This is a genomic window from Teichococcus aestuarii (genome assembly GCF_042651065.1).
Lineage (GTDB): Bacteria > Pseudomonadota > Alphaproteobacteria > Acetobacterales > Acetobacteraceae > Pseudoroseomonas > Pseudoroseomonas aestuarii.
On record NZ_JBHSCH010000076.1, the window covers coordinates 1 to 19,310 of the forward strand.

General features: G+C 73.5%; 13 protein-coding genes and 1 tRNA gene. 9 read left to right on the plus strand and 5 right to left on the minus strand.

Going from position 1 to position 19,310, the window contains the following annotated elements; genetic code table 11:
• The 7 genes from ACFOY6_RS20670 to ACFOY6_RS20700 form a co-directional block, all read left to right on the plus strand.
• A partial coding sequence (locus ACFOY6_RS20670; RefSeq protein ID WP_379652122.1) for a uracil-DNA glycosylase occupies nt 1-704 on the plus strand: 704 nt, incomplete at its 5' end.
• 299 nt (nt 705-1,003) lie between these two features.
• Nucleotides 1,004-2,587: a lytic transglycosylase domain-containing protein gene (locus ACFOY6_RS20675; protein ID WP_379652123.1), complete on the plus strand. Its 1,584-nt coding sequence runs from the start codon at nt 1,004-1,006 to the stop codon at nt 2,585-2,587.
• Nucleotides 2,588-2,774: 187 nt separating this feature from the next.
• Entirely contained in the window at nt 2,775-5,318 is a 2,544-nt protein-coding gene (locus ACFOY6_RS20680) for an ATP-binding response regulator (RefSeq protein ID WP_379652124.1), read from the plus strand.
• Entirely contained in the window at nt 5,315-5,722 is a 408-nt protein-coding gene (locus ACFOY6_RS20685; protein ID WP_245906587.1) for a response regulator, read from the plus strand. The genes ACFOY6_RS20680 and ACFOY6_RS20685 overlap by 4 nt, the downstream gene beginning before the upstream one ends.
• Nucleotides 5,715-7,352, plus strand: coding sequence for a diguanylate cyclase (locus tag ACFOY6_RS20690; RefSeq protein WP_379652125.1), 1,638 nt, complete (start codon nt 5,715-5,717; stop codon nt 7,350-7,352). The genes ACFOY6_RS20685 and ACFOY6_RS20690 overlap by 8 nt, the downstream gene beginning before the upstream one ends.
• A 34-nt stretch (nt 7,353-7,386) precedes the next feature.
• Nucleotides 7,387-7,926 (plus strand): molybdenum cofactor biosynthesis protein B, encoded by a 540-nt coding sequence (gene moaB, locus ACFOY6_RS20695; RefSeq protein WP_109518483.1) that lies wholly within the window; start codon nt 7,387-7,389, stop codon nt 7,924-7,926.
• 90 nt (nt 7,927-8,016) lie between these two features.
• Nucleotides 8,017-9,594 (plus strand): ABC transporter substrate-binding protein, encoded by a 1,578-nt coding sequence (locus ACFOY6_RS20700; RefSeq protein WP_379652126.1) that lies wholly within the window; start codon nt 8,017-8,019, stop codon nt 9,592-9,594.
• Nucleotides 9,595-9,643: 49 nt separating this feature from the next.
• On the opposite strand, the gene hemN is transcribed toward ACFOY6_RS20700, so the two are convergent.
• On the minus strand, nt 9,644-10,969 hold the full coding sequence (gene hemN, locus ACFOY6_RS20705) for an oxygen-independent coproporphyrinogen III oxidase (RefSeq protein ID WP_379631303.1): 1,326 nt from the start codon (nt 10,967-10,969) through the stop codon (nt 9,644-9,646).
• A 95-nt stretch (nt 10,970-11,064) separates the two neighbouring features.
• On the opposite strand from hemN, the gene ACFOY6_RS20710 reads away from it, so the two are divergent.
• Complete coding sequence (locus ACFOY6_RS20710; RefSeq protein WP_379652127.1) at nt 11,065-12,483, plus strand: xanthine dehydrogenase small subunit; 1,419 nt, start codon at nt 11,065-11,067, stop codon at nt 12,481-12,483.
• A complete protein-coding gene (gene xdhB, locus ACFOY6_RS20715) occupies nt 12,480-14,777 on the plus strand; it encodes a xanthine dehydrogenase molybdopterin binding subunit (RefSeq protein WP_379652128.1) in 2,298 nt (765 codons plus the stop codon). Before ACFOY6_RS20710 ends, xdhB begins: the two co-directional genes overlap by 4 nt.
• On the opposite strand, the gene ACFOY6_RS20720 is transcribed toward xdhB, so the two are convergent.
• The 4 genes from ACFOY6_RS20720 to ACFOY6_RS20735 all read right to left on the minus strand — a co-directional run bounded on the left by ACFOY6_RS20720 (nt 14,774) and on the right by ACFOY6_RS20735 (nt 19,294).
• A complete protein-coding gene (locus ACFOY6_RS20720; RefSeq protein WP_379652129.1) occupies nt 14,774-15,190 on the minus strand; it encodes an NfeD family protein in 417 nt (138 codons plus the stop codon). The genes xdhB and ACFOY6_RS20720 overlap by 4 nt on opposite strands.
• Nucleotides 15,187-16,215 carry an SPFH domain-containing protein gene (locus ACFOY6_RS20725; protein ID WP_379631307.1) on the minus strand — a complete coding sequence of 343 codons (1,029 nt, stop codon included), beginning with the start codon at nt 16,213-16,215 and terminating at the stop codon, nt 15,187-15,189. Before ACFOY6_RS20725 ends, ACFOY6_RS20720 begins: the two co-directional genes overlap by 4 nt.
• A 70-nt stretch (nt 16,216-16,285) precedes the next feature.
• A complete protein-coding gene (locus ACFOY6_RS20730) occupies nt 16,286-19,114 on the minus strand; it encodes a phosphoenolpyruvate carboxylase (RefSeq protein ID WP_379652130.1) in 2,829 nt (942 codons plus the stop codon).
• 103 nt (nt 19,115-19,217) lie between these two features.
• Nucleotides 19,218-19,294, minus strand: a tRNA-Met gene (locus ACFOY6_RS20735).
• Between the last annotated feature and the right edge of the window lie 16 nt (nt 19,295-19,310).

Here is a 19,310-nt window from a genome sequence, read left to right on the forward strand (position 1 = left end):
CGCCGCGCCGCCGGGCGCAGCCCGCCGCTCCCTCCCAGCTGCCCGGCGCGCCGCCGCCGCCGCCGGTGCAGGCCGCCGCCAGCCTGGCCGCCGCCGCGCACAGCCTGGAGGCGCTGCGCGAGGCGATGCGGGAAGTGCCCACACCGCTGCGCGACACCGCCACCAACCTCGTCTTCGGCGACGGCAACCCGGAGTCCGGGCTGATGCTCATCGGCGAGGCGCCGGGCGGCGACGAGGACCGGCTCGGCCGCCCCTTCGTCGGCGTCTCCGGCCAGCTGCTGGACCGCATGCTGGCCAGCATCGGGCTGGACCGCGCGGCGGAGGAGCCGGCGCGCGCCTTCTACATCACCAACATCCTGCCCTGGCGCCCGCCGGGCAACCGCACGCCGACCGATGCCGAGATCACCCAGTTCCTGCCGCTCGTGCTGCGCCACATCGCCCTGGTGAAGCCGCGCCATGTGGTGATGTTGGGCGGCGTCTCGGCCAAGGCGCTGCTGCGGGCCAAGGAGGGCATCACCCGGCTGCGCGGCCGCTGGCACGCCATGCCGGTGGAGCAGGCGGGCGAATCGGCCACGCTGCCGGCGCTGCCCACCCTGCATCCCGCCTATCTGCTGCGGAATCCGGCCGCCAAGCGCGAGGCCTGGGCCGACCTCCTGTTGCTGCGGCGCACGCTGGACGGCGAAAACCCGCCCGCCGAGGGATAGTTTGACGTCATTGTGATTGAACTTTTTCGTCGTTTCTCCTGATATCGCGCAGTTCGTCTCTTGACGTGGGATTTGTCGCGCGTTCCGAAGTTGCCCGAACGCTTCCATCCGGTTAACGCCAATCCGCCATGCGAGCGTTCTGCACCATGGCCCTGCGTTCACCTGTCCTCGCCCTCGGGCTGGGATGGGCGGCGTCGCTGTGTGTCGGGGCTCAGGTCCCGGCCATGGCGCAACGGGCCGGAGAGACCGCCCCCCTTGAGCGGGCTTTGAGTGTCCCACACCCCACCCTGGAGACAGGCGTGGCGGGACTCCCACATCCCCTGGCCCCGTCCGACGCGGCGCGCCTGACCCGGATCTACCGGTTGCAGGCGCAAGGCGACATGGTCGGCGCGGCCCGGGAAGCCGAGCGGTTGGAGGACCGGCGGCTGATGGGCCATGTGCTGGCCGACCGCTGGCGCCAGCCGGGCGCGGCGGAGCCCACGGTGCCGGAGCTGTACGCCTGGCTGGCGGAGTATTCCGACCACCCGGACGCCGCCCTGGTGCACGCCATGCTGCGCCGCCGCCTGCCGCGCAACGCGCCGCAGCCCCCCGCCCCGCCCGACGAGTACCTGGCGGCCGAGACCGATGTGGTGCCGGAGGAGCGCGAGCCCGCCGCCCGCGCCCTCAGCGCCGAGGCACGCGGGCAGAGCGAGGCGGCGCTGGCCCTGTTCCACAAGGGGCGCGACGAGGAGGCCCACCGCCTCGCCGCCCAGGCCGCGCGGCGCTTCCCGCAGGCGGCGCAGCCGGCCTTCGTCGCCGGCCTCTCGGCCTGGGGCATGGGACGGCCGGACCTGGCGCTGGCCCAGTTCGAGGCCGCCGCGCGGGCCGACAGCGCCACCCCCGCGCTGCGCGCCGCCGCCGCCTTCTGGACGGCGCGCGCCGCCATCCGCACCCGCCGGCCGCAGCTCTACGTGCCCTGGATGCTCCAGGCCGCGCAGGAGCCGCGCACCTTCTACGGGCTGGTGGCGCGGCGCGTGCTGGGGCTGGCCCCCGGCTTCGCCTGGGAGCGCGAGCTGGCCGGGGCCGCCGAGGGCGCGGCGCTGGCCGAGACCGCGGCCGGCTGGCGGGCGCTCGCCCTGCTGCAGATCGGCCAGAGGGAGCGGGCGGAGCAGGAGCTGCGCCGGCTCTGGCCGATGGCGCAGGGCAATTCCGGCCTCTCCCGCGCCATGCTGGCGGTGGCCAGCCAGGCGGGCATGACCGACCTCGCCGCGCAGGTGGCCGCGCTGGCACAGACCAATGACGGCCGCCCGCGCGACTACGACCGCTTCCCCATGCCGCAGCTGGAGCCGCTGAGCGGCTTCCGGGTGGACCCGGCCCTGCTCTACGGCCTGGCGCTGCAGGAATCCCGCTTCGACCCGAAGGCGGTCTCGCCCGTGGGCGCGCGCGGGCTGATGCAGATCATGCCCGCCACCGCCGCCTACATCCTGGGCGACCCCAGCCTGCGCGGCGCCGGCGGCCTGCGCCGGCTGCACGACCCGGCCTTCTCGCTGGAGCTGGCGCAGCGCTACCTGCACCACCTGACGGCGCGCGAGGTGGTGGATGGCGACCTGATCCGCCTGCTCGCCGCCTACAACAACGGCCCCGGCAATGTCGGCCGCTGGGCGCCGAACGTGCGGCACCAGGACGATCCGTTCCTGTTCCTCGAATCCATCCCGGTGGGCGAGACGCGGGTCTTCGTGCAGCGCGTGCTGTCCTATTCCTGGATCTATGCCAGCCGCCTCGGCCTGCCCTCGCCGAGCCTGGACGCGCTGGCGGGCGGCGACTTCCCGCGCTTCGGCAGCGCGCCTCTGGAGCTGGCCGAGCAGCCGCCGCTGCGCGGCGTGACGCGCACGGCCGCCCGGTGAATGGCCCGGGCCGGACCGCCGCCCGGCGGCCCGGCCCGTCCAGAAATTCGCGAATTGTGCTGATTTTTTTGAAAAATCGCTGCTATTTCCGGTAGTTGCACGGCGCCCCCTGCGCGTGCGAAGTGCAGCGGGCGCATCCCGCGCCGGAGCGGCATCCGCCGCTCTCCGCCTGCCACCGGATTGCACCATGGCCAGCCCGCTCCGCCGTATCCGCCTCACCACGCTCGGCGTCTCGGTGGTGCTCCTGGCCTTGCTGCTGACGGGCGCCATGGTGGTGGGCCGTGTGCTGAGCGACGGCCGCGCCCAGCGCGAGGCGATGGATGGCAGCCACCGGCTGGTGGCCGGGCTGCTGGAGATGCGCAACACGCTGTTCGAGATCGTGGTGGAGCGCAACCTCATCCTCTCGCGCAATCCCGCCAGCTCGCGCGCCACCTACGAGTCCAACCTGGCACGGCTGAGCGAGCGGCTGGAGACGCTGAAGGAGCTTGCGGCCGACAGCCCGCTGCAGGCGGCGGCCGCCGCCGAGCTGGGCGAGGCGCTGGACCTGTTCGTCGCCCGGCTCAACGGGACCCTGGCGCGCGATCTTGGCGAGGGAATGGACCTGGCGATGCTGCTGCGCGAGACCAGCGGCGAGCGCAACCGCCTGACCAGCCGCATCGACGTGATGGTGGCCCATGAGCGGGCCGAGCTGCAGCGATTCAACGAGAACTACGCCGGGCGGGTGGCGCAGCTGCGGCTGGTCTTCGTCCTGCTCTTCGGCGCGCTGCTCGCGCTCTCCCTGGCGGCGATCTGGGGCTTCTACCGCTACCTGCACGGCAACGCCCTGCGCTACCAGGCGCTGGAGGAGGCCAAGCAGGCGGCCGACGCCGCCAACGCCGCCCTGTGGGACAGCCGCGGCCAGCTGCAATCCATCCTCGACCATGCGCGGGACCCGATCCTGCTGGTCGATGCCGGCAGCCGGGTGCAGGTGGCCAATGCCGCCGCCGCGCGGCAGTTCCGCCAGCCGCTGGCCGAGATCATCGGCAGCCCGATCCAGGCGCTGGTGCCCTCCTATGGCGCGCGCTCGGGCGAGGTGCAGGCCCGCCGCGCCGATGGCAGCGTCTTCACCGCCGACCTCTCGATCGGCCGCTACACCGAGAGCGGCAACAGCGCCGCCGTCTGCGTGCTGCGCGACGTGACGGAGCGGCGCCGGCTGGACGAGCTGAAGAGCGAGTTCGTCTCCACCGTCAGCCACGAGCTGCGCACCCCGCTCACCTCGATCCGCGCCTCGCTCGGGCTGGTGGTCGGCGGCGTCGCCGGCGCCCTGCCCGAGGAGGTGCGCGAGCTGCTCGACATCGCGCACAAGAACTCCGAGCGGCTGGTGCTGCTGGTCAACGACATCCTCGACATCGAGAAGATCGAGGCGGGGCGGCTGGAGTTCCGGCGCGAGCGGGTCTCGGCCCATGCCCTGCTCGATCAGGCTCTGGCCGCCAACGCCGCCTACGCCGCCCAGTTCAACGTGCGCTTCGAACGGCAGGATGCCGGCAGGGCCGATGCCGATGTCTATGCCGATGTCGCGCGCATCCAGCAGGTGCTGGCCAACCTGCTCTCCAACGCCGCCAAGTTCTCCCCCGCCGGCAGCAAGGTCGAGCTCTCCCTCCTGGTCGAGGCAGGCGACGTGACCTTCCAGGTGCGCGACCATGGGCCGGGCATCCCGCAGGCCTTCCGCGGCCGCATCTTCCAGCGCTTCGCCCAGGCGGATTCGAGCGACGTGCGGCAGAAGGGCGGCACCGGCCTCGGCCTCTCCATCAGCCGCGCCATCATCGAGCACCACGCCGGCAGCATGGGCTTCACCGATGCCGAGGGCGGCGGCACCGTCTTCTTCTTCACCCTGCCCCGGCTGGTGGACCGCGAGGCCCTGCCCCTGCCGCCCGCGCAGGAGGCGCGCCGCCCGCGCGTGCTGATCGTCGAGGACGAGCCCTCGGTCGCCATGCTGCTGCAGATGCTGCTCGACGAGCATGGCTGGGACGGGATGATCGCGCACAACGCCGAGGAGGCCTTTGCCTGGCTCGACCGCCAGTCCTTCGACGCCATGACGCTCGACCTGATGCTGCCGGACGTGGACGGCATCTCGCTGTTCCGCCGCCTGCGCCAGCGCCCCGACGGCAAGGCGCTGCCCGTGGTGGTGATCTCCGCCACCGCCGCGCAGGGCCGGCGGGAGCTGAACGGCGACGCGGTGGGGGTGGTGGACTGGCTGGACAAGCCGATCAGCCAGAGCCGGCTGCGCGACGCGCTGCGCCGCGCCCTGCAGGGCAATGAGGGCCCCGCCCGCATCCTGCACGTGGAGGACGACCAGGACATCACCCGCGTCGTCTCCGCCGTGATGGGCGAGGAGGCGCAGCTGGTGCCGGCGCGCAACCTGGCGGAGGCGCGCGCGGCGCTCGCCGGCACGCTGCGCTTCGCCCTGGTGATCATCGACCTCGGCCTGCCGGATGGCAGCGGGCTCGACCTGATCAAGGACATCCGCGCCATGGACCGGCCGCCGCCGGTGCTGATCTTCTCCGCCACCGACGCCGACCAGCACACGGCGCGCGAGGTGGCCGGCACGCTGGTGAAGAGCCGCACCGAGAACCGCGTGCTGCACGACACCATACGCCACCTGATGGACGCCGCCCGCCCGCCCGGGGCCGAGGCCGGCCCCGAGGCACGACAGAACCCCGAGGCACGACAGAACACGGAGACGCTGGCATGAGCCATGGCGGCATGGGCGGCGAGGCGCTCTCACGCATCCTCTACGTCGAGGATGACCACGATGTGCGCAAGGTGGCCACCTTCGCGCTGAAGATGGTGGGCGGCTTCACCGTCGAGCCCTGCGAATCCGGCGAGCAGGCGCTGGAGAAGGCGGAGGGCTTCGCGCCGCAGCTGCTGCTGCTGGACGTGATGATGCCCGGCATGGACGGCCCCACCACGCTGGAGCGGCTGCGCGCCCTGCCCGCCATCGCCGGCGTGCCGGCCATCTTCATGACCGCCAAGGTGCAGCCGCAGGAGGTGGCGCGCTACCGCGCCCTCGGCACGCTCGACGTCATCTCGAAGCCCTTCGACCCGATGACGCTCTCGACCATGGTGCGCACCATCTGGGCCAAGCGCGATGACTGAGCTGGCGGGCGCCGAGACGGAGATGCGCGATGCCCTGCGGCGCCTGCGCGCCGACGGGGTGCAGCGCCTGGGCGAGCGGGTGCGCGAGCTGGTGGCGGGCTGGGCGGCGTTGCAGCCCCGCCGCCCCTGGGACGCGGTGGACCGCGCCCGGCTGGGCGAGCTGGCGGCCTCGGCCCACCGGCTGGCCGGGGCGGGCGGCACCTTCGGCTTCCCCGGCCTCTCCAAGGCCGCGGCACCGCTCGAGCTGCTGCTGCTCGGCCTGCGCGACACCCCCTCGCCGCGCGGCGACCGGCTGCGCCAGGCCAGCGCCCAGGTGGAAGCCGTCGCCGCCGCCTGGGCGGCCGGCTCCGCCGGCGCCGAGGAGGCCGGCGACGCCCTCGGCCAGGCCAGCCAGGCCGAGCATGGCGAGCCCATCTTCCTCTTCGCCGAGCCGGAGGAGCAGGCGCTGCTCTCCGCCGTCATCGCCAATCTCGGCTATGGCGTGAGGCGCGCCTCGGAGCGCGAGGTGCTGGAGGGCATGCTGCCCGAGAGCCGGCTTTCCGCCGCGGTGATCGACGATGCGGTGCCGGACCCGCTGGCGGTGTGCCGTCGCCTCGCCGGCCGCTGCCCGCTGATCCTGCTGGCCGAGGACAGCTCCTTCGAGAACCGCCTCGCCGCCGCCCGCGCCGGGGTGGAGGCGCTGGTGGCCAAGCCGCTGGAGGTGAACGAGCTGGCCGACTGGCTCGACCACTTCGCCGGCGCCCGCGCCGAGACGCGCTACAGCATCGTCATCGTCGACGACGACCAGCTGCTGGCCGCCGCCTATGCCATGGCGCTGCGCCAGGCGGGGATGCAGGTGACCAGCGTCTCCGACCCCGCCCAGGCGATCGAGGTGATCGCCGCCGCGGCGCCCGACCTGATCCTGATGGATCTGCAGATGCCGGGGATCGACGGCATCGAGCTGGCGCGGGTGATCCGGCAGACGCGGCGGCATCTCTCGCTGCCCATCCTGTTCCTCTCGGCCGAGCAGGACACGCAGCGGCAGATCCTGGCCCGCCGCCTCGGCGGCGACGACTTCATCCCCAAGCCGGTCGATCTCGACCGGCTGGTGACGCTGGTGCGGCTGCGCGCCGAGCGCGCCCGTTCGCTGCGCGCCGTGATGGAGAGCGACAGCCTGACCGGCCTGCTCAACCATGCCCGGTTCAAGGAACGGCTGGTGCTGGAGCTGGAGCGCGCCCGCCGCCACGGCCACACGCTGAGCCTGGTGATCTTCGACCTCGACCACTTCAAGTCGGTGAACGACAATTACGGCCATCTGGTGGGGGACCGGGTGATCCGCGGCCTGGCGCGCAGCCTGCAGAAGCGGCTGCGCCGCACCGACGTGATCGGCCGCTATGGCGGCGAGGAGTTCGCCGCCCTGCTGATCGGCACCGCGCCGACGGAGGCGCACGGCATCATCGAACACCTGCGCGAGCGCTTCGCCGCCGCCTCCTTCGACACGGAGAGCGCCAGCTTCAGCGTCACCTTCAGCGCCGGCATCGCCGGCAATGCCGGTGGCGTGGAGGCCGAGGCGATGATATCGGCAGCGGATGCCGCGCTGTACGCGGCCAAGCGCGCCGGGCGGAACCGGGTGATGGTCGCCCCCGCCTGAGCCGCGCGCCCCAGACCGCGAGAGGGCCCGCCACATGCCGATCGACGAATCGCTCCGCTTCCTGCCCGTCTCCATCGCCGTGCTCACCGTCTCCGACACGCGCGACCTGGCCACCGACCGCTCCGGCGCGCTGCTGGCCGAGCGGGTGGCGGCAGCCGGGCACAGCCTGCATTCCCGCCGCATCGTGCGCGACGAGCCGGACGCCATCGAGGCGGTGCTGCGCGAATGGGTGGCGGACCCGGCGGTCGATGTCGGCATCACCACCGGCGGCACCGGCATCACCGGCCGCGACGTGACGCCCGAGGCCTTCGCCCGCGTGCTGGAGAAGGAGATCGGCGGCTTCGGCGAGCTGTTCCGGATGCTGAGCTACGCCAAGATCGGCACCTCCACCATCCAGTCCCGCGCCCTGGGCGGCGTGGCGGGGGGCACCTACCTGTTCGCGCTGCCCGGCTCCTCCGGCGCGGTGAAGGACGGGTGGGACGACATCCTGCGCTTCCAGCTCGACAGCCGCCACAAGCCCTGCAACCTGGTGGAGCTGATGCCGCGGCTGCAGGAGCACCTGCGCGCCGGCTGACCCCCGCGCTCTCCCCGCGCTCCCCCATTGCGGGCCGCCGAAAAGGCCTTAACGTCCGTGGCCAAACGAATCTCCAGGGAGCCGCTTCCGATGCGCCGTATCCTCCTCGCCACCGCGCTGCTCGCCGGCACGGCGCTGGCCGGCCTGCCGGCCGATGCCAAGACCTTCCGCTGGGCCAATGACGGCGACGTCAACTCGATGGACCCGTATACGCGGCAGGAGACCTTCCTCCTCTCCTTCATGGCCAACATCTACGAGCCCCTGGTGCGGCGCGACCGTGACCTGGAGCTGGAGCCGGCCCTGGCCGAGAAGTGGGAGCAGACCAGCCCGACCTCCTGGCGCTTCACCCTGCGCCAGGGCGTGAAGTTCTCCGACGGCACCCCCTTCACCGCCGACGACGTGCTGTTCAGCGTCCAGCGCGTGCGCTCGAAGGGCTCCAACATGCAGTCGGTCATCGCCTCGGTGTCCGAGGTGCGGAAGATCGACGACCACACGGTCGACTTCATCACCCGGATGCCCGACCCGATCCTGCCCCAGGGCCTCACCAACTGGGCGATGATGTCGAAGGCGTGGGCGGAGAAGAACAACGCCACCACCCCGGCCGACCTGACCTCGCGCGAGGAGAATTTCGCCACCCGCAACGCCATGGGCACCGGGCCCTTCAAGCTGGTCAGCCGCGAGCCCGACCGCCGCACCGTGCTGGAGCCCAATGCCGGCTGGTGGGACAAGCCGCAGCACAACCTGACCCGCGTCGAGCTGAACATCATCGCCAATGACGCGACGCGCGTGGCCGCCCTGCTCTCGGGCGAGGTGGACATGCTCTACACCGTGCCGCCGCAGGACGTGGAGCGCATCCGCCGCGCGCCGAACACCCGCATCCTGCAGGGGCCGGAGCTGCGCACCATCTATCTCGGCATGGACCAGCTGCGCGACGAGCTGCTGAAGTCCGACGTGAAGGGCAAGAACCCCTTCAAGGACGTGCGCGTCCGCCAGGCCTTCTACCACGCCATCGACATCGAGGCGATCAAGAGCCGCGTCATGCGCGGCCAGTCCCGCCCCACGGGCCAGATCTTCGGCCCCGGCGTCAACGGCTTCGAGGAAGCCAACGACACCCGCTACAAGTACGACCCCGAGGCCGCCAAGAAGCTGCTGGCCGAGGCCGGCTACCCGAACGGCTTCAGCCTGACGATGGACTGCCCGAACGACCGCTACGTGAACGACGAGGCGATCTGCACCGCCGTCGTCTCCATGCTGGCGCGCGTGGGCGTCAAGGTGACGCTGAACGCGCAGACCCGCGCGCGCTACTTCGCCGAGATCAACCCGCCCAACTACAACACCAGCTTCTACATGCTGGGCTGGACGCCGACGACCTACGACGCGCACAACGCCTTCTTCAACCTGGCCGGCACGCGCGACGGCACGCGCGGCGTGTTCAACAATGGCGGCTTCTCTAACGCCGCGCTGGACAAGCTGATCCAGGACATGTCGGTCGAGTCCGACGAGACCAAGCGCAACACGATGATCACGCAGGCCAGCAAGATCATCCACGACGAGGCCCTCTACCTCCCGCTGCACCAGCAGCAGGTGGTGTGGGCCACGCGCACCAACATCGAGCTGGTGCAGCCGGCGGACAACTACTTCCCGCTGCGCTACGTGCAGGTGAAGTAACGCCGCGACGGGACCGGGGCGCGCCCGCCTGGGGGCGCCCCCTCCTCTCTCAGGCCGCCTGGCTGTGGCGGCCGGGGCCCTGGCCCAGATAGGCGTCGAACGCCGCCGCCACATGGCGCAGGAAGCGCCGCTCCCGCACCAGCAGCCAGCCGCGCCGCTCCGCCACCACGCCATCGGCCCGCAGCGCGTCGAGGCGCGGGCGGGCGGTGGCCAGCACCGCCTCCGGCACGGCGGCGAGGTCCAGCTCCAGCTCGCACATCAGCCGCTCGATCAGCCGGCCGCGCAGCCGGTCCTCGTCCGAGAGGGCGCGGCCGCGCGCCACCGGCAGCCGCCCCTCCGCCACCGCCGCCAGCCAGTCCCGCTCGCCCGCCAGGTTCTGCGCGAAGCCCGCCGGCGCGCGGCCGATGGCCGAGGCGCCGAGGCCGAGCAGCACCGGCGCCGTGTCCGTCGTGTAGCCCTGGAAGTTGCGGCGCAGCGTGCCGGCGGCCGCCGCCCGTGCCATCGGGTCCGAGGGCCAGGCGAAATGGTCGAGGCCGATGCGCAGGTAGCCCGCCCCCTCCAGCACCGCGGCGGCGGCCTCCGCCTGCTCCAGCCGCGCCATGGCGCCGGGCAGGGCGGCGCTGTCGATCGCCTGCTGGGCCGGCTTCATCCAGGGCACATGCGCGTAGCCGAACACCGCCACCCGGTCCGCCTGCAATTCCACGGCGAAGCGTGCGCTGGCCTCCACCTGGGCGATGCCCTGGCCCGGCAGGCCGTACATCAGGTCGAGGTTGATGGCGCCGATGCCCTCGCCGCGCAGCATCGCCACCGCCCCGGCCACCTGCTCGTTGCTCTGCACCCGGCCGATGCGCTGCTGCACGGCGGGGTCGATATCCTGCACGCCGAGGCTGGCGCGGTTGATGCCGCCCTCCGCCAGGGCGGCGGCGATCTCCGGCGTCAGCACGCGCGGGTCCAGCTCCACCGCCAGCTCGGCCGTGTCGCGGAAGGCGAAGCGGTCATGCAGCCCTGCCAGCAGCCGCGCCAGCCCCGCGGCGCCGATGGCCGAGGGCGTGCCGCCGCCGAGATGCAGCGCCGAGACCCCCGCATAGGCCGGCAGCGCCGCCGCCAGCAGCGCCGCCTCGTCGAGCAGCGCCCCGGTGTAGCGCGCGAGCCGCGCGGGCTGGCGCGTCACGCTGGTGTGGCAGCCGCAATACCAGCAGAGGCTCTCGCAGAAGGGGATGTGGACATAGAGCGAGAGCGCCTCCGCCGCGCCGATGCCGGCCAGCCAGCGGCGGTAATCCTGCTCGGCGAGCGGCTGGAAATGCGGCGCGGTGGGATAGGAGGTGTAGCGCGGCAGCGCGGCGGCGGCGTAGCGGGCGGCGGTTTCGGGCGACATGCCGCTGGATTAGTCTGCCGGCGCCGCGCCCGCCTTGCGCTGGATCAAGCCGGCGCCGGAAAGCCGCGTGGCGCCGCGGCGCGGGATTTGCTTCGATGGCCGGCATGAGCAGCCGCATCGCCCTCACCCTGAACGGCCAGCCCCGCACCCTGCCGGCGGACACGCCCCCCGGCATGACCCTGCTCGACTGGCTGCGCGGCCCCGCGCCGCTGGGGGCGGGCCTCACCGGCAGCAAGGAGGGCTGCGCCGAGGGCGATTGCGGCGCCTGCACCGTGGTCATCGAGGCAGCGGATGGTGCCCGCGTGCCGGTCAATGCCTGCCTGGCGCTGCTCGGGCAGATGCATGGCCGGGCGCTCCGCACGGTGGAGGGGTTGGTGGCGGCGGATGGCGCGCCGCACCCGGTGCAGCGCGCCATGGCCGAGGGCGATGCCACGCAATGCGGCTTCTGCACGCCCGGCATCGTCATGTCCGCCTGGGCGCATGCCCGGTGCGGCGGCGCGGCGCATGAGGCGCTGGCGGGCAATCTCTGCCGCTGCACCGGCTACCGCCCGATCCTCGGCGTCTTCGCCGCGCTGGAGGATGACGGCGCGCCCGCCGCCCCGGCACCCGCGCCGGAGGGCGGCAGCGAATTCGCCGTGCCCGGGCAGGTCTTCCACGCCCCCGCCACGCTGGAGGCGGCGCTGGCCCTGCGCGCCGCCCACCCCGAGGCATGGCTTTTGGCCGGCGGCACCGACCTCGGCCTGCGCGTTTCCGAGCACCGGGAGCGGCCGGCGCGCATCCTCTCCCTCGGCGCCGTGCCGGAGCTTCAGGCCGCCGCCCTGGCGCCGGGGCTGCTCACCGTGGGCGCGGCCCTGCCCTATGCCCGCCTGCTGGACCTGCTGGCGCGGGCGCCGGAGATGGCGCCCTTCGCCGCGCATCTGCGCCGCCTCGGCTCGCGGCAGATCCGTGGCTTCGGCACGCTGGGCGGCAATCTCGGTACCGCCTCGCCGATCGGCGACACGCTGCCGCCGCTGCTGGCGCTGGGGGCACGGGTGGTGCTGAGCTCGGCCCGGGCGGGGGAGCGCGTGCTGGATCTGGCCGAGTTCATCACCGGCTACCGGCGGACGGCCCTGGCGGCGGACGAGATCATCCTGCGGGTCGAGATTCCGCGCCCACCGGACGGCACCTTCCTGGCCTGCGAGAAGCTCTCCAAGCGGCACGACCAGGACATTTCCGCCGTCGCCGCCGGCTTCCTGCTGCGGCTGGAGGGGGGCGTGGTGGCGGAGGCGCGGCTGGCCTTCGGCGGCATGGCCGCCACCGTGGCCCGCGCCCCGCGCGCCGAGGCGGCGCTCGCCGGCCAGCCCGTGACGGAGGAGGCCTTTGCCCGCGCGGCGCAGGCGCTGGCGGAGGATTTCGCCCCGCTCTCCGACTGGCGGGCCGGCGCGGAGTACCGGCTGCGCGGCGCCCAGGGCCTGCTGCGCCGCCTCCACTGGCGCATCGCCCGCCCCGACCTGGCGCTGGAGGTGCAGGCATGACCGACGCCCCGCCCATTCCCGTGACGCGCACCGGCATGGGCGCCGCGCTGCGGCAGGACAGCGCCCTGCAGCACGCCACCGGCGCCGCCCGCTTCACCGACGACCTGCCCGAGCCGCCCGGCACGCTGCACGCGGCGCTGGCCCTCTCGCCCGTGGCGCATGGCAGGCTGGCGCCGCTCGACCTCGCCCCGGCGCGGGCCGTGCCCGGCGTGGTGGCGGTGCTGGGGCCGGCGGAGGTGCCCGGCCGCAACGACATCTCCCCCAGCGGCAAGGCACTGGAAAAACTCTTCGCCGAGGGGCTGGTGGAGCATTGGGGGCAGCCGCTCGCCCTGGTGGTGGCCGCCACGCGGGATGCCGCCCTGGCCGGCGCCGCCGCGCTGCGGCCGGAGATTGCGCCGCTGCCGCCCATCCTCTCCATCGAGGCCGCGCTGGAGACCGGTGCGCTGCTGATGCCGCCCCAGGTGATCGAACGCGGCGGCTGGCAGGCGGCACTGGACGCGGCGCCGGTGAAGCTGGCCGGGGAATTCCGCTGCGGCGGGCAGGAGCATTTCTATCTGGAGGGGCAGATCACCCTCGCCGTGCCGGGCGAGGATGGGGACATCACCCTGCACGCCTCCACCCAGCACCCGACGGAGGTGCAGCACATCGCCTCCCGCGTGCTGGGCTGCGACTACAACCGCGTCACCGTGCAGTGCCGGCGCATGGGCGGCGGCTTCGGCGGCAAGGAGAGCAACGCCTCCTGGATCGCCGCCGCCGCCGCGCTGGCGGCGCGCGCCACGGGCCGGCCGGTGAAGCTGCGCCTCTCCCGCCGCGCCGACATGACGGCCACCGGCAAGCGCCACCCCTTCCTCTTCCGCTGGCGCGCCGGCTGCGACGCGGAAGGCCGCCTGCTGGCACTGGACGCGACGCTGGCCGCCGATGGCGGGCACAGCCTGGACCTCTCGGCCGGCGTCATCTTCCGCGCCGTGACCCACGCGCTGAATGCCTATGACGTGCCGGCGCTGCGCGTGACGGGCCTCGCCTGCAAGACCAACACGGTGAGCAACACCGCCTTCCGCGGCTTCGGCGGCCCGCAGGGGGCGCTGCTGATGGAGGATGTTTTTTTCAGCATGGCCCGCGCCACGGGGCGCCCGGTGGACGAGTTGCGCGAGCGGAACTTCGCCGGTGGGCCGAACGGGACGGAAACACCCTATGGCCAGAGGCTGGAAGGCGACCTGATCCGCCGCGTCTGGGCCGAGGCGAAGCAGGGCGCCGATTGGGAGCGCCGCCGCGCAGAGGCGGAGGCCTTCAACGCCGCCCACCCCACCCTGCGCCGGGGCCTGGGTGGCTTCGCGCTGGCCTTCGGCATCTCCTTCGGCATCATGGCGATGAACCAGGCCGGCGCGCTGGTGCATGTCTACACCGATGGCTCGATCCGCCTGAACCATGGCGGCACCGAGATGGGACAGGGGCTGTTCATCAAGATCGCCCAGGTGGTGGCGGAGGTGTTCGGTGTGGAGGTGGAGCGCATCCGCATCACCGCCACCTCCACCGCCGAGGTGCCCAACACCGCCCCCACCGCCGCCTCCACCGGCTCCGACCTGAATGGCTGGGCGGCGCACGCCGCCGCCGGCGCCATCCGCGCGCGCATGGCCGGCATCGCCGCCACGGCCTGGGGCGTGCCGGAGGAGGAGGTGATCTTCGCCGATGGCCACGTCTCGGCCGGCAACCACCGCATGCGTTTTGGCGAGCTGGCGCGGCTCTGCTGGGCGCAGCGCGTCAGCCTCTCCGCCACGGGGTTCTACAGGACGCCCGACATCCACTGGGATCCGGTGGCGATGCGCGGCCACCCCTTCTTCTACTTCTCCTACGGCGCCGCCCTGGCTGAGGTGCTGGTGGACACCCTCACCGGCGAATACCGCGTGCTGCGCGCCGACCTGGTGCAGGATTGCGGCCGCAGCCTGAACCCGGCGATCGACCGCGGCCAGATCGAGGGCGCCTTCCTCCAGGGCCAGGGCTGGCTGACCTGCGAGGAGTTGTGGTGGGACGCGGACGGGCGGCTGCGCACCCTCGGCCCCTCCACCTACAAGATCCCCGGCTCGCGCGAGATGCCGGCCGAATTCAACCTGCGCCTGCTGGAGGACGCGCCGGCGCGGGCCAACACCATCTTCCGCAGCAAGGCGGTGGGCGAGCCGCCGCTGCTGCTGGCCACCTGCGTGTGGAACGCCCTGCGCGACGCCGTGGGCGGCGCGCGGCTCGACCTGCCGGCGACGCCGGAGCGGGTACTGGCGGCGCTGCGGGCGGGCGGCGCCTAACCCTCCGGCCGCACCAGCAGGGTGAGGCCCTCCACCGCCACCACCCGCACCGTGCTGCCGGGGGCGGCGCCCTCCAGCGGGCGGGCGGGCCAGTCGGAATCCCCCACCCGCACCCGGTCGGCGGCGAGCATCACCCCGGCGCGGCCGACCAGCCCGGAGCCGGGGGCGTTCACCGTGCTGCGCCGGGCGGCGGCGCGCGGCCGCAGCCAGGCCAGCGACAGGCCGATGCCCAGCCCCAGCAGCAGCACGAAGGCCAGCAGCGCCACCGGCAGGGAAGGGTCCAGCAGCAGCACCAGCAGCCCGGTGCCCAGCGCCGCCGCCCCCACCCAGATCAGGAAGGCGCCGGGCAGCAGCATCTCGGCCGCCATCATCAGCAGCCCGGCCACCACCCAGACCGACCAGGGCAGGCTCACGGGGCGGCGCCCGGATCGGTCCAGGGGCCGGGCCGGGTTTCCGGCACCGGGCCACGGCGAGAGGCACCCCCTGGCGTTGGGCCGGGCGCCGCCGGGCCGGCCATGGGCGGCAGGGTGGCGTTGCGGAACATCTCCACCGCGCCGGCGATGCCGCCCGCCAGCCCGGAAGCCTCCATCGGCACCACCACCAGCTTCGAGGCCGGGTTGCCGGCGAGCTGGCCGAAGGCGGCGATGTAGCGCTCGGCGATGAAGTAGTTCAGCGCCGCCTCGCCGCCCTCGCGCGCCGCGGCGGCGACGGAGCGGGTGGCGGCGGCCTCGGCCTCGGCCAGCCGCTCGCGCGCCTCGGCATCGCGGCGCGCGGCCTCCAGCCGGCCTTCCGCCTCCAGCACCTGGGCTTCCTTCTCGCCCTGGGCGCGGGCGATGGCCGCCTCCCGCTCGCCCTGCGCCCGCATCACCGTGGCGCGGCGCTCCCGCTCGGCGATCATCTGCGTGTTCATGGCGATGACGAGGTTGGCCGGCGGCTCGATCTTGCGGATCTCGACGCGCGTCACCTTGGCGCCCCAGGGGTCGGTGGCGCCGTCCAGCACGCCGAGCAGGTGGGTGTTGATCTTGTCGCGCGAGGAGAGCGCGGCATCGAGGTCCATCTCGCCGATGATGGCGCGGATGTTGGTCATGGCCAGGGCGGTGAGCGCCTGGGTCAGGTTCTGCACCTGGTAGGCGGCCTTCTCCGGGTCCATCACGCGGTAATAGACGACGCCATCGACCGAGACGTTGGCGTTGTCCCGCGTGATGACGGCCTGCTCGGGGATGTCGAGCACCGTCTCCTGCACGTTCATGCGGCGGCCGATGACGTCGATATAGGGGATGATCAGGTTCAGCCCGGGCGGCAGGACGCGGGTGAAGGCGCCGAAGCGCTCCACCGTCCAGGCCTCGCCCTGCGGCACGGTGCGGATGCCTTTGAAGGCGGTGAGAACCGCCAGCAGCACCAGCACCACCAGCGCGATCAGCGTGCCGTTCACGTCCATGCGTTCGTCTCCCTCCGCCCGGAAGGGCGGCGGGGGGAGGATAGGCCCGTCCCGCCCGGGCGGGCCAGCCTCAGCCGAAGGCGCCGCATTCCAGCGAGACCACCGCGCTCACCTCCCGCACCAGGCCGAACAGCTCGCGCAGCGGGCGGATGATCTCCTCCTGCTCGCGGCCATAGCCGCCATGCCGGGGCGCCGGCGGCTCGGCGAAGTCCAGCTCGGCGCCGGGCGGGTCGGCGATGGGGAAGACCTGGTCGAGCAGCGCGACCGCGCCCTCCACGTCCAGCCGCAGCAGGCGCTGCACCAGCCCTTCCCGCGTGAGGCCGTGGCGGGGCGAGAAATCCGGCACCTCCACCGCCAGCAGCCAGATGCGGTGGATCAGGCAGAGGCGCAGCGCGTGCAGGGCAAAGAGCCGGTCGCTCATGCGCGGCACGCCAGGGCCGCCGCCGATGGCCCCCGGCGGGATCGGCAGGTCGGACGGCCAGGCGGCGCGGAGGGCGAGGTCGTCCGCCTTCAGGCGGCGGAACACGGCGCGGGCGGGGTCGCCCAGGCGCAGCTCCTCCAGGGCGGTGGCCACGGCCAGCAGGGCGGCGGCGCGGCCGGGGCGGCGGGTCTGCGCGGCGCGGGCCAGCCAGGTGGCGGGGTCGAGGCTTGCCACATAGCCCAGCAGCACATCGGCATCCGAGAGGGCGAGGCCGGCGCGGGCGAAGGCCAGGGCGTTGGCGAAGCGCGGGCTGCGGCGCAGCAGGTCGGCGAAGGCCTCCGTCTCCTGCACCGCGCCATGGCCGAGGCCGTGCATCAAATTGGCCGGAAAGCCGAGCTGCTGCAGGACGGCGTTGTTCGGGATGGCGCGCAGCTCGCGCGGATGGCGGATGGTGGCGGGGCCGCCCGTGTCGCTCTGCCGGTTGGCGGGGCGGCTGCCGGTGCGGTCCAGCAGCGCCGGGCCGAAGGCGCCGAGCAACGCGGCATAGCCCGGATCCTCGACCAGCCCGTTGAAGGCGGCCCGCGCCCCGGCGAACAGGTCGGTGGCGAAGCCGCCCTCGGCATAGACCGGGTCCGGCTCGCCCCCGGGGAGCGGCGCGAAGGCGTGCTCGGCGATGCGCGCCACGGCGGCGTGCGCCAGGGAGGGGGTGCCGAAGAGCAGGTAGCCGTCGCCGCCCTGGAAGGAGGTCTCCACCCGCGTCGGGATGCCACGGGCGGCGAAGGCGGCGCGCACGGCAGGCGGGTCGAGGTAGTCGAAGCGCGCCGCCAGCCCGTCGGGGTGGCCACCGCGGCCGAGGCCCTCGCCATGGGTGTCGAACAGCACGACCTCCAGCGACTGCAGCCCATGCCGCGCCAGCAGTTCCACCACCCGCAGCTTCAGCCGCTCGATCAGGTGGGTGGCGGCGACCTGGCCGACATAGCGGCCGGAATCGGAGTAGCCGAATTGCAGGCAGAGCCGCCCCACCCGGCGCAGATGCGCCCGCCAGTGCGGGCTGCGCAGCGCCTCCTCCACCACCCGCTCGCCGCGCCGCTCCAGCGCCTCGGCGGTCTCGAAGAGGGGGGAGATCTCCACATGGTCCTCGACGCCGGCAAGGCGCGCCAGCAGCAGGGCGGCGAGCAGGGTGTAGCCGCTCTCCGTCTCGGCCACGAGGAAGCGGACGGGCTGGCTGGCGTCGATATGCTTGGCGATCTGCGCCACGGTCATCATCAGCCGCGCGGCGGAGGCCTGCTCGGCCATCAGCCCGCCCATGTCGACCGGCTCGGCCGAGACCTCCTCCAGCGCCGTGTTGATGGCGGCGAAGAGGGCGCGGCGGCGCGCCGGGTCCTCCGGGCCGCTGCCGAGATGCGGGAAGCGCAGCCGCGCGGCGTTGTGCAGCTGGGCGGCGTTCAGCCGCACATGGGTGTGTGCCAGGGAGAGCCCATGCGCCACCAGCCCGGCCCGGGCGACGCAGAGGGCAAGCCGTGCCTGCTCCTCCGGCGCGGCGGCGATGGCGGCAGGGAAAAGCTCGACCAGCGGCTGCGGCGTGGTGAGGGCGGCCTCCCGCTGCCCGACGAGAGCCTGGGCGAAGGCCTGCGCCGCTTCCGGCTTCACCGGACCGGTGGGAGGGCAGGCTTCGATCTGGGCCTCGACCGCCGCCAGCGCCTCCTCCAGCCGGCCGCGCAGGGCGGCGGTGCAATCCTCCGGCAGGGCGGCGATCTGGGCGGCGAGGCGGGCCAGTTGCAGCCGCTTCATCCGCAGCCGCAGGCGCAGCGTGTCGTGCCAGCCGATATCGGTGCGGCCGTCCGTGTCATAGCCCACCCAGGAGGCCAGGATGACGGGGCGCGGGTTGAGCTGTGTCCAGCGGTCCGGCCAGATGGCGCGGGCGGTGCCGAGGAAGGCGGCGGCCAGCCGGTCCAGCGCATCGCGGCCATTGGCGATGGCGGCGGCGGCCTGCTCGAACTCCTCGGTGAGGGTGGGCGCGGTGGGGCGGAGCGGCAGCGGATCGGGCAGCGGCAGGCCGCCCGCCGCCTGGGCCAGCGCCCGCGTCGATTCCCGCGGCAGGCTGAAGGTCGGGTGGGCGGTGAAGACGGCGGCGGCGCGGGGCCGCTCGCAGGCGGCGCGGAAGGTGGCCAGCGGCACCGGGCTGTCATCCGGATCGGGGCGAGCGAGGCGGGTGGCGAGGCCGGCCAGCGCCGCATCCGCCCCCGCCAGCCCGGCGCCGGCGGCATGTGCCAGGCGTTGCGCGCGGTCGAGGAAAGCGGCGCGGCCGATCTGCCGCAGCGCATCGGCCATATCCGCATGGGAGGCCTGGCCCTCGTCCAGCTGCCGGCTCAGGGCCAGGGCGACCGACAGCACCGGATTGGCGAAGGGATCGCCCCGGCTGGCGGCACGGGCGGCGGCGGCGAGGGCGATCAGCCCGGCTTCGGTGAAGGACGGCATGGCGCGCATGCTGCACAAGCGAAAGAACTTTGTCGCCTGCGGATTTGTCTCGGGAAGACCGAACGCAGAAAGCCACCCTTTTGGGGTGGCTTTTTGTGTGTTTTGGATGCGGGGACAGGATTTGAACCTGTGACCTTCAGGTTATGAGCCTGACGAGCTACCGGGCTGCTCCACCCCGCGGTGGTGAGAGTATCCG

Bases quoted from the DNA above. Each gene is read 5' to 3' on its own strand.
- ACFOY6_RS20680 (WP_379652124.1), top strand. From the start codon at position 2,775: ATGGCCAGCCCGCTCCGCCGTATCCGCCTCACCACGCTCGGCGTCTCG.
- ACFOY6_RS20685 (WP_245906587.1), top strand. From the start codon at position 5,315: ATGAGCCATGGCGGCATGGGCGGCGAGGCGCTCTCACGCATCCTCTAC.
- ACFOY6_RS20690 (WP_379652125.1), top strand. From the start codon at position 5,715: ATGACTGAGCTGGCGGGCGCCGAGACGGAGATGCGCGATGCCCTGCGG.
- moaB (WP_109518483.1), top strand. From the start codon at position 7,387: ATGCCGATCGACGAATCGCTCCGCTTCCTGCCCGTCTCCATCGCCGTG.
- ACFOY6_RS20700 (WP_379652126.1), top strand. From the start codon at position 8,017: ATGCGCCGTATCCTCCTCGCCACCGCGCTGCTCGCCGGCACGGCGCTG.
- hemN (WP_379631303.1), bottom strand. From the start codon at position 10,969: ATGTCGCCCGAAACCGCCGCCCGCTACGCCGCCGCCGCGCTGCCGCGC.
- ACFOY6_RS20710 (WP_379652127.1), top strand. From the start codon at position 11,065: ATGGCCGGCATGAGCAGCCGCATCGCCCTCACCCTGAACGGCCAGCCC.
- xdhB (WP_379652128.1), top strand. From the start codon at position 12,480: ATGACCGACGCCCCGCCCATTCCCGTGACGCGCACCGGCATGGGCGCC.
- ACFOY6_RS20725 (WP_379631307.1), bottom strand. From the start codon at position 16,215: ATGGACGTGAACGGCACGCTGATCGCGCTGGTGGTGCTGGTGCTGCTG.
- ACFOY6_RS20730 (WP_379652130.1), bottom strand. From the start codon at position 19,114: ATGCCGTCCTTCACCGAAGCCGGGCTGATCGCCCTCGCCGCCGCCGCC.